This is a genomic window from Methanothermobacter tenebrarum (assembly GCF_023167465.1).
Lineage (GTDB): Archaea > Methanobacteriota > Methanobacteria > Methanobacteriales > DSM-23052 > Methanothermobacter_A > Methanothermobacter_A tenebrarum.
Genome location: NZ_AP025698.1, coordinates 784586 through 798568 on the forward strand (window position 1 = coordinate 784586; position 13983 = coordinate 798568).

A 13983-nucleotide genomic window follows, 5' to 3' on the forward strand; every position below is an offset into this window, starting at 1 on the left:
GATGAAAACAGTAAAAATCCTCGTAGAAGCCCTACCATACATTAAAAGATTCCATGGAAAAAAGATCCTAATAAAATATGGTGGACACGCCATGATACAAGAAGAGGCCATGGACTCCACAGCAAGGGACACAGTACTCCTAAAATACGTTGGAATGGAACCAATCGTAGTCCATGGCGGAGGACCTGAAATATCCCGTGCAATGAACAAAATGGGGAAAAAACCCAAATTCATCGAAGGTCTAAGAGTGACAGACGAAGAGACAATGGATATAGTTAAAATGGTCCTAGTCGGTAAAATAAACACCAGCATAGTATCAAAGATATGCTTCCACGGAGGCAAGGGTATAGGGTTATCCGGCAAGGACAGCCAACTGCTCCTCGCCAAGAAAAAAGCTCCACATATAATCAAGGATGAGAAAACCGGACAAGAACAGAAAATAGACCTTGGACTAGTCGGTGAAATAGAATCTGTCAACCCCGAAATATTAGAAATACTGACAAGTAACGGGTACATACCCATAATCTCACCCATTGGAATCGACAAGAACGCTGAAACCCTAAATTTGAATGCTGACACCGTCGCGGGTGAAGTGGCCGCAGAGGTTGGCGCGGAAAAACTTATAATACTAACAGACGTCCCAGGGATCCTAGAAGACCCTAAGGACCCTGAAAGTTTAATAGAGAAGATTAGCATAAGCGAATTGGATGACCTAATCAAAGATGGCATCATAAAAGGTGGTATGCTCCCTAAGGCCCTCACATGCATCCAAGCTATAAGGGATGGGGTCTCATCAGCACATATTATCGACGGAAGAATTGAACACTCCCTCCTATTGGAAATTTTCACAAAAAAGGGAATAGGGACCATGATAACAAAATAAACCACCAGAAGATCCCGACAGTCCAACATGGCCTTCATATCTAAATTTTTTTGAAACGAAAACGTATCCCCTGCTCAAACCCCATGGAAAAGTTTCTTTTGACCCATAATCTCCCCCAAATTTACCCTGATATACTATGAATATTTCACCAAGAACCTACCTAAGAGTTGAAAGATTTCACCCTACACATACACCTGCTTCTCCCACTTCAAGCCAAGATCACGATAAAAGGACCACAAATATTAAAAATTATATAATAGGGGGGACTGTCCAAGACGTAATAGCCGAGAAAAATGTCATTTTACGCTAAAAACGTGGATTTTATAGATTCCTTCATCCCAAGGATAATAACCTTCACTGTTTTTCTTTATTGTCAACAGTTTTCACATTCTAACATTTGTCGGTGAAAAGGTTTCAAGCACCTTTGATAGACCTATGACAACCCCACCCCCCAAGAAGACGAAATCATATTCGGCTATACTTCGGTCACAAAGTGGGGTTAGAAAGAGCCTATTATAATCGAAACAAGCACCTTGAGAATGTGGGGATACGAGCCTCATTTTAGTTGACTACTATCATGATCTTTTATTTTTATTAGTTCATCTCTTATTGCCTGTGCTACTTGTGTTGTTGTGTGTTTTCCTCCGATGTCTGGTGTTTTTATTCCTTTTTTTAGGGTTTTTTTGAGGGCTTTTTCTATGAGTGTGGCTTCTTTTTTCTTTTTTAGGTGTTTTAGCATTAGTGTGGTGGATAGTATCATTGCTGTTGGGTTTGCTATGTTTTTTCCGGCTATTTTTGGGGCTGATCCGTGTACTGGTTCGAATATTCCGTGTTTTTTTCCGATGTTGGCTGATGGTGCTACTCCTAGTCCTCCGACCAGGGCTGCTGCTTCGTCTGATAGTATGTCTCCGAACATGTTTGTTGTGACTATAACTTCAAATTCTCTTGGTTTTTTGATGAGGTACATTGCCATTGCATCAACATAAAAATCTTCGGCTTTTATCCCTGGATAGTTTCTTGCAACTTTATAGAATTCCTCCCTGAATATTCCATCAGTTTTTTTAAGAACATTGGCTTTATGCACAGCCGCAACCCTTTCAAAACCTTCATCAACAGCATAATCAAAGGCAAACTTACAAATACGCTTACAAGCCCTTCGAGTTATAACCCTTTTTGCAACAGCACCATCACCCGTATACTCCTCAAGACCAACATACAAATCCTCAGTATTCTCCCGGACAATAACAAAATCCAAACCAGAAAACAAACCCCCAACACCAGGCAAAGACCTAACAGGCCTCAAATTAACAAACAAATCCAACTCACGCCTCAATGTTATTATGGCACTCTTTTCCCCGGGTACTGTTGTAACCGCACCGAATAGGGTTGCATCAGCCCCCTTTACAAGTCTTATGGTCTCTTCTGGTATTGTGTCTCCATATTTTTGGAAGCATTCATGACCCGCCTCTGCAAACTCATATTCAAAATCTAGGTCCAACGCATCTAGTACTAGTAAGGCTGCTTCCATCACCTCTTTTCCTATCCCATCTCCAGGTATGACAACTATCTTCTTCATCAACCTCACCCTATGATTAATAGAAAAATTTTAACTTTATCAGTGAGAAGTCCACCCTCCAAAAAGTAGGAAGATGAAAGCCCCATATATTGTTTATATAATTATGAAAACAATACTATAAACTATAAAATACAAGCTCGATAGAGGAGCACACTCCCCGTCTATGCTCTCCCAGCACCACCCCATACAATATGTAAAAAAGTAAGTGGAGAAGCAAGGGAAATGCCCAGCTATAAATTCCGCATTTATCCGTCCAAGACTACTGGAAAAAGTTCCTTGAACACCTTGACCTTTGCACGTGGCTCAACCGCCCACCCCAAGAACAATGCAAAAACAGAAGGCCGGAAACCACCCCTAATGATACACAAACCCTAATAATCAAACTAAAAAAATGAAGAGAACCCTAAACTCAAAAAAGTCCACTCAAAAGGTTCTGCAGATGGTAAACTACCACCTCAGAACAACATGACCTGAGAAGGCTAACTTTAAAAGGCAAGTTAAGGTTCAAGTTTAAAGGCTTCAAGGCATGAACTACAACCAATCCGTGTTCAAAATCAGAGAAAGCAAACTAGATCAGAGCGGATAGAAGGAAAAGAAGTATATAGTAGAGTGTGAAGGTTCAAGAAGGTGGCTTACAATCTTCCAATTTGAACACGAGCCCGAGCCTCTACCAGAAAACTGGAAAAATCAAGGAGACAGCCAAGAAAAAAACATTCCAAAAAGATTTACATAAAAGCCTATCCTTCATATGCTCGAATACAAAGCTGAAAACGCTGGTAAACCCCAGAGGCACAAGCCGAAAGATTATCATATGATCCATACACGGCATATCCGCTAACCCAATACTTGGAAGGGGGCTGGGACAGCCATCCAGGCCAGGAAAACCTAATCATTGGAACATGAAATCCTAAAGGGGGGTAGTTCACGTTGGATGAAAAATATAAATCGTCACTAGGTATTTGGGGGAGGTAATGATGATAATCTTAGCCGTCCTTGGATTCCTAGATTCGTTTAGGAGGGGGAGGCGGGATAAACTTGAGGATTATAAGAGGAAACTCGAAGAATGTCACGAATACGAGGCTGAGATTCTCGTGGAGATGGGGCTTATTCACCTAGAGAGGGGTAAGATAGAAAAGGCCCTTGATAAGTTCTTGGAGGCTCTAGAAGATTATAAGAAGGCAGGGGATGTTGAAGGTGAAGGATATGCCCATGAACTTATCGGTGACTGTTATTTGTCTAAGAGGAACACTGAAGCCGCATTCGAAGAATATAAAAGAGCACTGAAATGTTATAAGAAGGTTAAATCTTCATTTGCAGATGATCTGCTTGAGAAAATAAAAGAGGTTGAAATGATAAAAAAGGCCATTCAAAAAGCCCCAGAAACCGAAAACAAAGAAGAGGAAACAATCAAAAGCATCCAAGAAGCACCTCGGACTGAAGATAGGAAAATTCAAGGAAAAAGACCAAAAGAAGTTTCCAAAGAGGCTGCTATTAAAAAAATTAATCACCTAATCCTAGAGATTATAGGTCTAGTTGATAAATATAATTACTATAAGAATTTTAGTAAAGATGTTAAATATCTAGAAAATGCATTAGAATCATCGAAATTAATCGGTGACTTGGAAGGTGGGGGAATCCTGCATCTTATCCTAGGCGAAATCCTCTTTAGAAAAGGAGAATACGAACAAGCCCTGCAACATTTCAAGGAAGCCTACAATATATTCAATGGCAAGGACAAAAATGGGGAGGGCATATCCCTCCTACTAGTAGGGATAACCTCCTTCATCCTAGGCAAAGAAGCCAAAATTTATAAGACATTTAACGAGGCCATGACCATCCTCGGTAAAACATCACATAAAGCTCAGAGGATAGCCTACGATATCATAGAAACCCTTGAAACGCTTTAGATATGGTGAGTTTATGGAGAAAAGAGAGAATATAGAAAGAATTATAGAAAAGTTGGAAGATGAAGACGAGCTTGTTAGAGTCCAGGTCATGGAATTACTGGAGGAGATAGGTGAAGCTGCAGTGGATCCGCTTATAGACGCGCTTTCACATCCAAACAAGCTTGTGAGAAGAGGCGCTGCCAGGATCCTCGGTAATATAAAAGATCCAAGGGCTATAGAACCTCTCATAAAAGCTTTAAGTGATGACAATAAATGGGTTCGACGAGAAGCCTCAACAGCCTTATCCAAGATGGGTGAGGAGGCATTCAAACCATTACTCAAGGCATTAAAGGATGATGATTGGAAGGTTAGGGGCGCTGCCGCCTGGGCCATTGGCAACCTAAAGGATGAAAGAGCAGTAGACTCTTTAATAGAACTTTTAGATGATAAAAGCGGCTTTGTCAGGAGTGGGGCTGCATGGGCCCTTCAGAATATAGGGGGTGAAAAGGTAAAGGCTGCTATGAAAAAATTAAAAAGTGAAGGTTCTGGTTTCGCGAAGAGAATGGCATCAGATTATCTAGAGAAAAAGTAATATCATATAGGGGGCCGATTTCATGAAAGTGAGTATTATAGGCTCAACTGGTAGAGTGGGGAAGTCAACTGCACTATGTCTTGCAGAGGAAGAAACTGTAAGTGTATTACAATTGATTTCAAGAGAAGAAAGCTTTGAACGCAGTAAAGGAGAATTACTAGATATTAGTGATGCATTGGCTGCGAAGGGCGTTTCTGTCGAGTTGGAAACATCCTCAAATATTAAGGACGTGGAGGATTCCAAGATCATTATTATAACCGCTGGGATCCCAAGGAAACCTAACATGGAAAGGGACGATTTAGCCCATGTGAATGGTCGTATAGTGGCCAAATACGCATCTGAAATAGGAAAATTTGCACCAGATTCCATGATACTCGTTGTAACAAATCCCGTCGATGTCATGACTTATGTGGCCCTCAAGTATTCTGGTTTTCATCCTAGTAAGGTTTTTGGTCTTGGTAATCACCTTGACTCCCTTAGGCTTAAGAATTACATGGCGAAACATTTTAATGTGCATGTTAGTGAAGTTCACACAAGGGTTATAGGACAGCATGGCCCCTATATGGTGCCCCTTATAAGTTCAACTTCCATTGGTGGCATACCACTTGAATATTATTCTAAAAGGGATTATTTTTCTGATTATAAGCCCTTTGATTTGGAGGGCACTATCCGGAAGGTTATAAATGCCGGTAGTAATATTATCAGTAGGAAGGGCGCGACTGAGTATGGTCCGGCTTTTGCCGTTTCGAATATTGTTAAGACTGTCTTGAATGATGAGAAGAGGATATTGACGGTTTCGACCTTGATTGATGGTGAGGTAGCAGATATAAGGGATGTTTGTCTTGGGGTTCCTGTTAAGCTTGGAAAGGATGGTATTGAGGGTATTGTACCATTTCTTATGGATGATAATGAACGGGAGGCTTTTATTGAGGCGGCTGAGTTTGTTAAAGGTTCAACCATGGAAGTGATGCGCTTACTTGAAGAGGAAGGTTTAAAAAGGCGTTAATAACTTATCTTCTTTTTTTATTGTGGATGAGTTAACCCCCAATGGAAACACTTATATAATTGTTCAATTATAAGTGTTTTTACGGGCAGTTTTTTGAACATTGTATAGTATGGTTTTTTTGTGGTGGGTGTCCCAGAAAAATGTGCCGGTAACCATCTTCCGGTAGTATTATATTGGGAAACCAACTTAATATAATCAAAAAAAGATCGTAAGGAGTTGCCCATGATAAGGATAGGAATACTAGACCTCCAAGGAGACGTGTCAGAACACCTCGAAATGACAAAAAAGGCGATAAAAAACTTGAAAATAGAAGCAGAAGCCAAAAAGGTGAAAAAAAAAGGATGAGATAAGATCATGTGACGCTCTGATAATCTCAGGTGGCGAAAGCACAGTCATAGGCAAACTCATGGAAAAAGAAAACATAATAAAAACCCTAAAAAAGGAAAAAATACCAATAATGGGCACCTGCGCCGGGATGATACTCCTAGCAAAGGAAACAGACCACAAACAACCCCTCCTAGGCATAATAGACATGAAAGTGAAAAGAAACGCCTTCGGAAGACAAAGAGAATCATTCGAAGAAAAAATAAGAATACTAGGCAAAGAATTCAACGGCATATTCATAAGAGCACCAGCAGTCACAAAAACCGGACCCGGAGTAAAAATCCTCTCAAAACTCAACAACAAGATAATAGCAGTAAAACAAGGAAAAAACATCGCACTAGCATTCCATCCAGAACTAGGCAACGACACCCTAATCCACGAACACTTCATAAAGGAGGTAATATGATTGTGCGGAATAGCCGGGATAGTATACAAGGACGGTAAACTCCACCCAGCAGGAAGAGACATGACAAAAATGCTTCACGCACTACAACACAGAGGTCCCGACTCCGCGGGCTTCTCAATCTACGGAGGACTAAAACTAGCCGACGACGAATACCTACTCAACATAGAAATCAAAGAAAAAAAAGACCTACTAGACAGGGTTAAAGAGACAATAGAAGCCACAACAAGGATAAAATCAGAAGAAAAAATACAATCCGTGGAAAACTACATAATATACCGTTGCAAGATAAGCCTAGAATCATTCTCACAACTAAAACCTCTAATAATGGAAATAGACAAAATAGAAGACGTCACAGTATTAAACGGGAGCCACTCATTCGAAATGATAAAAGATGTTGGAACAGTCCTAGAAATAGCCGACCGCTACAACACATGGTCCAAAAAGGGCACACACGCCATAGGCCACACTAGATTCTCAACAGAGAGCATAGTAGACAGATACCACGCACACCCATTCCAAAGCTACATAATCCCAGACATCACAGTAGTCCACAACGGACAAATAACAAACTACTGGAAAATAAGAGACCCACTCGAAAGAAAAGGCCACATATTCGAAACAACAAACGACACCGAATGCATAGTACACTACATAGCAGACAAACTCGCAGAAGGTTACAAACTAGAAGAAGCACTAGAACAATCAGTAAAAGACATGGACGGCCCATTCTCATATATAGTCGGAACACCAAAGGGCATAGGAATAGCAAAAGACCAACTAGGCCTACGCCCCGGGGTAATGGCAGAAGATGATGAAATCTTCGCCATAGCCTCCGAAGAAATGGCCCTAGGAGAAGTAGTAGATACAAGACACATTGAACAAATAGCACCCGGCGAAGTAAGAGTCTACGAAATATAAGGAGGCCAAAAATGAAAGAGGCGAAAATCAACGCCAAGGGGAAAACACCAAGGGAAGTTAACAGTAAACTCAAAAAACTGGCAAAAGAATATGACAAGATAATCATAGAAAACCCCAATGCAATGCACTACCTTGCAGCAGGCCTAACAGGAGACGTTGAGGTCATCATAGACGGATCCGCCGGATACTTCGCAGGTACAATGATACACGGTCCCAGGATAGAAATAAAAGGGAATGCCGGGTGGTTCCCAGCAGATAACATGACCCGTGGTAAAATCACAATTCATGGATCGGCAGGTGACGGGGTAGGCCAGGGCATATATGGTGGCACAGTCATCGTAAAAGAAGATGCCGGTTCAAGAACCGGTGAAATAATGAAAAACGGGACAATAATCATTGGAGGAAACTCAGGTTTCATGACAGGACTCTACATGATGGGAGGACAAATAATAGTCTTGGGAAACCTGGGAAAAGATGCTGGCGAATCCATAATACGTGGAAAAATCTACTTTAAAGGAAAAGCAGAAAGCCTAGGCAAAAACGCGAAGATAAACAAGATAACAGGCGAAGAAAGAAAGGAACTGGAGAAAATATTAGAAGAGAATGGCTTCAAATTAGAAAAGACAGAATACACCAAGTTCAAGAAGATAATACCAAGGAGCAAGAGACCATTCTATGGTAAAGAAGTGGAGGAAGGATAAATGGATCCTAAAATTGGCATGGTCGGCACCCCCTGTCAAATAACAGCAGCAACCCTCATGAAAGACTATGAATCCTTCATAAAAGAATTCCCAGTCACCCTAAAGATAGGACTATTCTGCATGGAAAACTTCTCCTACAAATACCTTAAAAGGTTCCTAGAAGAGAAAGGAATAAGCCTAAAAGAGATAATACAATGCAGAATAGAGGGAGGATCCGCTAAATTCCACTTAAACAGTGGAGAGACAATATCCATACCCCTAAAGGAACTAAAGGAAACCATGCGCAAAAGCTGCCAAATATGCATGGACTATACATCAGAACAAGCCGACATATCAATAGGCTCAGTAGGCTCCCCACAAGGGTGGTCAACCATAATCATAAGAACAAAAAAAGGACTTAAACTCATCAAAGCAGCTGAAGAAAAAAAATACATCAAAACCAAACCAATAAGCGACAAAGGATTTGAATTACTCCAAAGGTTAGCCGCTGGGAAAAAAGAAAAAAACCTAAAAGAGATCAAGAAAAGGGAAAAGGTTGCAAGACCAGTAATGTACTGGAGAGTGATGCCAGAGACAGAATACCTCGAAGAGGTGACTGATTACCAATTCAGAGACCTCAGAGGAGACGTTATAGATATAGGGGCCTGCGTATTATGCGGGGCGTGCCTGCTCTCATGTCCAGAAGAGATCATAAAAATAGAAGACAGAAAACCGGAAATAAAAGGAGAATGTCCACCAGCTTGTAACGCATGCTACATAGCCTGCCCCAGAACATATGTACCAGACAATATCATAAGCCACGAAACCGCGAAAGAACCCCTAGGAGATTATATCAAAATAGTATCAGCCAAGGCCCCAATGTTCAAAGGCCAAGACGGTGGAGTTGTAACCGCATTATTATCATATGCACTATCAGAGGGGATAGTTGATAAGGTCCTAGTAGTTGACAAGGACACCAAGAACCCATGGAAACCCACCCCCAAACTTACAAAACATATCGAAGATGTTATTAAGGCGGCTGGCACAAAATATTCAGCCTGTCCAATATTCAAAGCAATGGGAGGATCCTAATTGCCATTCAAAGTTGAAAGGAAAGCTGAAATATGTAAAAGGAACTTCAACAGGCCAGGTTGTTGCTGGTACCTCTGCGACAACCCCGACGAAGAACAATGCAAAGGCTGCTTCTCATGCTATAACAATTGTCCACATGAAGTCTATGAGATAATAAACGGGGAACCACAACCCATAAGACACGAAAAGTGTGTAGGATGCCGTATATGCGAAGAGATGTGTCCTAATGATGCTATAGAAGTAAATGCTGTTGTGGAGGATAGAAGGAACGTATGGTCACTGGTAGATCTCACCGAAATACAGCGAAAATCAGAAGAGGGCACCTACAAGGTCAGAGGGTGCGGCGCACTACGCAGAATACCAACATTTGACGATCTAGTCCTGATACCTGCACAAGTTTCAAGGCCACCAATAGACAAATACCGGGAACCATGCAACACAAAGGTTATACTAGGGGATAGGTACGCCGAGAACCCACTAGAACTTGACACTCCAATAATGATAGCTGCCATGTCATTCGGAGCCATCAGCAAAGAGGCCAAGATAGCCCTTGCAATGGGCGCCACACTCGCAGGAACAGCCACAAACACTGGTGAAGGTGGCATGCTACCCGAAGAGAGGAAATACGCATCAAAACTTATTGTACAATATGCATCTGGCAGATTCGGAGTATCAGCAGCTTACCTCAACAATTCAGAGGCTATTGAGATCAAGATAGGTCAAGGGGCGAAGGCTGGTATGGGCGGACACCTATTAGGAGAAAAGGTTACAGGGGAAGTCTCAAGAATAAGAATGATACCAGAGGGTACAGACGCGTTAAGCCCAGCAAGGCATATGGATATAGTCGGCCCAGAGGATCTTAGCATGAAAATATCACAACTTAGGGAGATAACAGACTGGAGAGTGCCTATAATGGTCAAGTTCACCTCTGGACGGGTAAGGGATGATGTTAAGATAGCTGCCAAGGCAGGGGCCGATATAGTCGTGGTCGATGGCATGCAAGGGGGTACAGGCGCCGGACCAGATGTGGTGACAGAACATGCAGGGATACCCATTATAGCGGCGATAGTAGAAGCCGATGAAGCCCTCAAAGAGGTCAACCTCCGTGAAGAAGTTAGTCTAGTGGCAGCCGGTGGAATAAGAAGCGGGGCCGATGTTGCGAAGGCCATAGCACTAGGTGCGGATGCGGTGTATATTGGTACAGCAGCCCTCGTGGCCATTGGATGTAGGGTTTGTCAAATGTGCTATGCCGGAACTTGTCGTAAAGGCATCGCAACCCAAGACCCATTATTTAGAAAGAGATTAGATTATGTTGAAGGGGGTAAACGGGTTGCAAGATACATTGAAGCCATGACAGAAGAACTTTCAATGTTAACACAACAAGCAGGTAATACTGATGTCAGTAAACTTGAAAAGGACGATCTCAGGGCGCTTAATCTTGAAACTGCAGCACTTACAGGTGTTAAAATGGCCGGGATGGAAGCACCCCTCTATTCCTTATAAAATTTTATCACTTTTTCTTTTTTTGCATAATATATATATGAAAGGGTTAATCATGATTATCCAAGAGAAGCTATTGGACAATAATATTAAAATGGGGAGTGTGAAGTCCTATGGGAAGATCTTTAAAACTTTATGTTTTATTAGCAGCCACCCTTTCATCATTCCTAACACCATTTATGGGCTCCTCTATTAACGTGGCCCTGCCAGTTATTGGCAGGGAATTCCAGATAGATGCTATATTACAAACTTGGATTCCCACAGCCTATCTTTTGGCAGCTGCAATGTTCTCGGTACCATTTGGAAGACTATCCGAGATTAAGGGCATGAAAAGGATATTCATCTACGGAAACGCTATATTCTTCATATCATCTTTACTATCTGCATTAGCCCCAAACGCTATCTTCCTTATAATATTTAGACTATTGCAGGGTATAGGCTCTGCAATGATGTTCGTAACAGGCTTAGCGATCCTCACAAGAGTCTACCCTCCAATGGAAAGAGGTAAAGTTATCGGTATCAACACTGCCGCAGTATATGTTGGCCTATCCCTTGGACCAGTGCTTGGAGGCGCCCTGACACACTATATTGGATGGAGAAGCATATTCCTTGTAACAGTCCCCATAACCCTACTCGTAATATTTATAATGTCAAGGGTCCGTGAAGAGTGGGCCGACGCAAAAGGGGAGAAATTCGACCTTGGGGGTTCAATATCCTACAGCACATTCCTCTTCCTATTAATATGTGGATTCTCCCTACTACCTGACACTAAAGCTTCCATACTGCTCATAGGGAGTATCATAACAGCCTCAATATTTCTCTGGATAGAATTGAACAATTCAAGTCCAGTATTTAACCTAAGATTATTCAAGAATTTCACCTTCACCTTTTCAAGCCTAGCAGCCCTAATCAATTATAGTGCAACCTTTGGTGTTTCACTACTTTTAAGCTATTACCTACAATACATAAAGGGCTTAACCCCCAATATAGCGGGTCTAATACTGGTAACCCAACCAGTTTTAATGGCCCTTGTAGCTCCAGTAGCCGGGAGAGCCTCTGACAAGTTCAACCCCCAGAAACTCGCAGGTTTGGGAATGGCCATAATATCAGTTGCACTTTTCAGTTTAACTTTCATCAACCCTCGTACACCACTCTCGATGATATTCGCTTCACTTGCAGTCCTCGGCATAGGATTCGGTTTGTTCTCTTCACCTAACACTAATGCTATCATGAGTTCAGTGGAAAAGAAATACTTTGGTATCGCCTCTGCTACAGTGAGTACCATGAGACTTATCGGTCAAAGCTTCAGCATAGGTATAGTAACACTAATATTGGCCCTAATCCTTGGAAGGGTGAAAATAGCACCTTCAAATTTCAATCTACTACTCCAGAGTACCCATATCTCATTCTCAGTATTCGCCATATTATGCTTTATTGGTATATTCGCTGCAATGGCCCGGCGTAAGGAGAGCGACTAATGGAACCTAGGATACGAATATTAAAGGATGGCCCATACCTCGTCATGGGAAACATACCATTATATGATGGTGAAATAGTAACCGATGAAGAAGGGCATACCATTGACATTATAGAAAAGGGTGAATATCCCCCCAGGGAAACTTATGTTCTCTGCAGGTGTGGCGGATCAGGTGACAAGCCATATTGTGATGGTACCCACTCAAGCATAGGCTTTGATGGTACCGAAACTGCAAGTAGAGACCCCCTATATTTCACGCGCTCTTACATTTGAAGGTGAAAAGGTCAGATTAACAGATTTGCCTGAACTTTGCGACCATTCACGTTTTTGCATGCGCGCTGGGGGTATAAGAAATCTAATAAAAAAAGGAGACCCTGAGAGTATTAAAATAGCTGTAGAAGAGGCTACAATCTGCCCATCCGGTAGGCTCGTATTATGGTCCAAGGAGAAGGGAACAGCCTATGAAAAAGAATTTGAGAAATCCATTGTTGTAATACATGATAAACAGAAAAAATGTGAAGGTCCACTATGGGTTAGGGGTGGTATACCTATAGAATCCAGTGATGGTTACGAGTATGAGATCCGGAATAGGGTGACCCTATGCCGTTGCGGATTATCAGAGAACAAACCATTCTGTGATGGCAGCCACTGGATGACCAGCCAAGAAAAGGCAGCATTCAAGAAAAAATGGGGAATAATAAAAAATGGGAGGAGTGAACTACCCCTCCCTGATGGGAGGGGCTTCCTGCTTCAACGACGGGACTTACCCAGCTAAAGCAGGGGGTGCTGAGTAGAGGTCTCATCTCCACAGGCGTGAATTCGGGTCGTCCCAAACCCTACCTATCCCACCCTGCAATTTTACAGGGCTATGGATGAGGACACCGCATCCCAACCTCCTACCAGGAGGTAAACACAATTTGAAACGTATATAAAACTTTCCGGCTTTCATCCCCATACGGGGAGTTCCCGCCGGTAAAGTTAAAGTGGTACGACATTCCCCCCATAGACTTCGTTTATAACTTCACCTAGTCCAACATATATGGCACTTGCACCTGTGAATATGCCCTCATATCCTGCTATCATTGTTACAAGTTTGGATCCTGTTAGTTCACCGATGGTAAGTAGGAAGAATAATATCGCAAGGCTTATGAATATCACCTGAAGACCCCTGCTTAACCTTAAGGTTGCTATAAACATTAGCAGGGTAAATAGTCCCCACATGAATAGGTATGCTGCCAGTGACGCTGGATCAGCGGCCTGAACTGGTGTACCCACAGTTTTAAAGATGGTCACCTGTGGCACCATTAATAGGAACACTAGTGACCACCAGAACAGTCCATAGGATCCGAAGGCGAGTGTCGCGAAGGTGTTACCCTTCTTATATTCCATTGCACATGCTAGTATCTGGGCTATCCCACCATAGGCAAAACCCATGGCGAGTATCATGCTCGTTATGGGTATTAGCCCAGCATTATGCACATTTAATAGGACGGTCGTCATCCCGAAGCCCAGCAGTCCTAGGGGGGCCGGGTTCGCTGTTTTATCAACTATAGTCACGGTTTCTTGTCCCATATCCATTCACC

General features: G+C 42.3%; 13 protein-coding genes and 1 pseudogene. 12 read left to right on the top strand and 2 right to left on the bottom strand.

Going from position 1 to position 13983, the window contains the following annotated elements:
• Position 1: 1 nt before the first annotated feature.
• Positions 2-883 carry an acetylglutamate kinase gene (argB, locus tag MTTB_RS04350; protein WP_248563821.1) on the top strand — a complete coding sequence of 294 codons (882 nt, stop codon included), beginning with the start codon at positions 2-4 and terminating at the stop codon, positions 881-883.
• Between the two features lie 556 nt (positions 884-1439).
• Here argB and MTTB_RS04355 read toward each other — a convergent pair.
• Positions 1440-2459 carry an isocitrate/isopropylmalate family dehydrogenase gene (locus tag MTTB_RS04355; protein WP_248563822.1) on the bottom strand — a complete coding sequence of 340 codons (1020 nt, stop codon included), beginning with the start codon at positions 2457-2459 and terminating at the stop codon, positions 1440-1442.
• Between the two features lie 971 nt (positions 2460-3430).
• Here MTTB_RS04355 and MTTB_RS04360 point away from each other — a divergent pair.
• From MTTB_RS04360 to MTTB_RS04405, 11 genes and pseudogenes are all read left to right on the top strand, one after another.
• Positions 3431-4366, top strand: a complete 936-nt coding sequence (locus MTTB_RS04360; RefSeq protein ID WP_248563823.1) for a tetratricopeptide repeat protein — start codon at positions 3431-3433, stop codon at positions 4364-4366.
• Between the two features lie 13 nt (positions 4367-4379).
• Entirely contained in the window at positions 4380-4937 is a 558-nt protein-coding gene (locus tag MTTB_RS04365) for a HEAT repeat domain-containing protein (protein ID WP_248563824.1), read from the top strand.
• Between the two features lie 22 nt (positions 4938-4959).
• Entirely contained in the window at positions 4960-5943 is a 984-nt protein-coding gene (locus MTTB_RS04370; protein WP_248563825.1) for a malate dehydrogenase, read from the top strand.
• A 222-nt stretch (positions 5944-6165) separates the two neighbouring features.
• A pseudogene (gene pdxT, locus MTTB_RS04375) lies at positions 6166-6733 on the top strand (pyridoxal 5'-phosphate synthase glutaminase subunit PdxT).
• Complete coding sequence (locus MTTB_RS04380) at positions 6734-7651, top strand: class II glutamine amidotransferase domain-containing protein (RefSeq protein ID WP_248563826.1); 918 nt, start codon at positions 6734-6736, stop codon at positions 7649-7651.
• 11 nt (positions 7652-7662) lie between these two features.
• Positions 7663-8352 carry a GXGXG domain-containing protein gene (locus tag MTTB_RS04385; protein WP_248563827.1) on the top strand — a complete coding sequence of 230 codons (690 nt, stop codon included), beginning with the start codon at positions 7663-7665 and terminating at the stop codon, positions 8350-8352.
• Complete coding sequence (locus tag MTTB_RS04390) at positions 8353-9423, top strand: Coenzyme F420 hydrogenase/dehydrogenase, beta subunit C-terminal domain (protein ID WP_248563828.1); 1071 nt, start codon at positions 8353-8355, stop codon at positions 9421-9423.
• Positions 9424-10926 (top strand): glutamate synthase-related protein, encoded by a 1503-nt coding sequence (locus tag MTTB_RS04395; RefSeq protein ID WP_248563829.1) that lies wholly within the window; start codon positions 9424-9426, stop codon positions 10924-10926.
• A gap of 110 nt (positions 10927-11036) precedes the next feature.
• Positions 11037-12401 (top strand): MFS transporter, encoded by a 1365-nt coding sequence (locus MTTB_RS04400; RefSeq protein ID WP_248563830.1) that lies wholly within the window; start codon positions 11037-11039, stop codon positions 12399-12401.
• Complete coding sequence (locus MTTB_RS08395; protein WP_345893989.1) at positions 12401-12673, top strand: CDGSH iron-sulfur domain-containing protein; 273 nt, start codon at positions 12401-12403, stop codon at positions 12671-12673. Before MTTB_RS04400 ends, MTTB_RS08395 begins: the two co-directional genes overlap by 1 nt.
• On the top strand, positions 12618-13175 hold the full coding sequence (locus tag MTTB_RS04405; RefSeq protein WP_345893990.1) for a CDGSH iron-sulfur domain-containing protein: 558 nt from the start codon (positions 12618-12620) through the stop codon (positions 13173-13175). Before MTTB_RS08395 ends, MTTB_RS04405 begins: the two co-directional genes overlap by 56 nt.
• Positions 13176-13378: 203 nt before the next feature.
• Here the strand turns inward: MTTB_RS04405 and MTTB_RS04410 are convergent, their stop codons facing one another.
• On the bottom strand, positions 13379-13978 hold the full coding sequence (locus MTTB_RS04410; RefSeq protein WP_428343356.1) for an acetate uptake transporter: 600 nt from the start codon (positions 13976-13978) through the stop codon (positions 13379-13381).
• Positions 13979-13983: the final 5 nt, after the last annotated feature.

What these genes read in the sequence shown, in the direction of transcription:
- MTTB_RS08395 (WP_345893989.1), top strand. Translation starts at nt 12,401, where the DNA reads ATGGAACCTAGGATACGAATATTAAAGGATGGCCCATACCTCGTCATG.
- MTTB_RS04405 (WP_345893990.1), top strand. Translation starts at nt 12,618, where the DNA reads ATGGTACCGAAACTGCAAGTAGAGACCCCCTATATTTCACGCGCTCTT.
- MTTB_RS04360 (WP_248563823.1), top strand. Translation starts at nt 3,431, where the DNA reads ATGATGATAATCTTAGCCGTCCTTGGATTCCTAGATTCGTTTAGGAGG.
- MTTB_RS04355 (WP_248563822.1), bottom strand. Translation starts at nt 2,459, where the DNA reads ATGAAGAAGATAGTTGTCATACCTGGAGATGGGATAGGAAAAGAGGTG.
- argB (WP_248563821.1), top strand. Translation starts at nt 2, where the DNA reads ATGAAAACAGTAAAAATCCTCGTAGAAGCCCTACCATACATTAAAAGA.
- MTTB_RS04370 (WP_248563825.1), top strand. Translation starts at nt 4,960, where the DNA reads ATGAAAGTGAGTATTATAGGCTCAACTGGTAGAGTGGGGAAGTCAACT.
- MTTB_RS04400 (WP_248563830.1), top strand. Translation starts at nt 11,037, where the DNA reads ATGGGAAGATCTTTAAAACTTTATGTTTTATTAGCAGCCACCCTTTCA.
- MTTB_RS04390 (WP_248563828.1), top strand. Translation starts at nt 8,353, where the DNA reads ATGGATCCTAAAATTGGCATGGTCGGCACCCCCTGTCAAATAACAGCA.
- MTTB_RS04365 (WP_248563824.1), top strand. Translation starts at nt 4,380, where the DNA reads ATGGAGAAAAGAGAGAATATAGAAAGAATTATAGAAAAGTTGGAAGAT.
- MTTB_RS04385 (WP_248563827.1), top strand. Translation starts at nt 7,663, where the DNA reads ATGAAAGAGGCGAAAATCAACGCCAAGGGGAAAACACCAAGGGAAGTT.
- MTTB_RS04410 (WP_428343356.1), bottom strand. Translation starts at nt 13,978, where the DNA reads ATGGATATGGGACAAGAAACCGTGACTATAGTTGATAAAACAGCGAAC.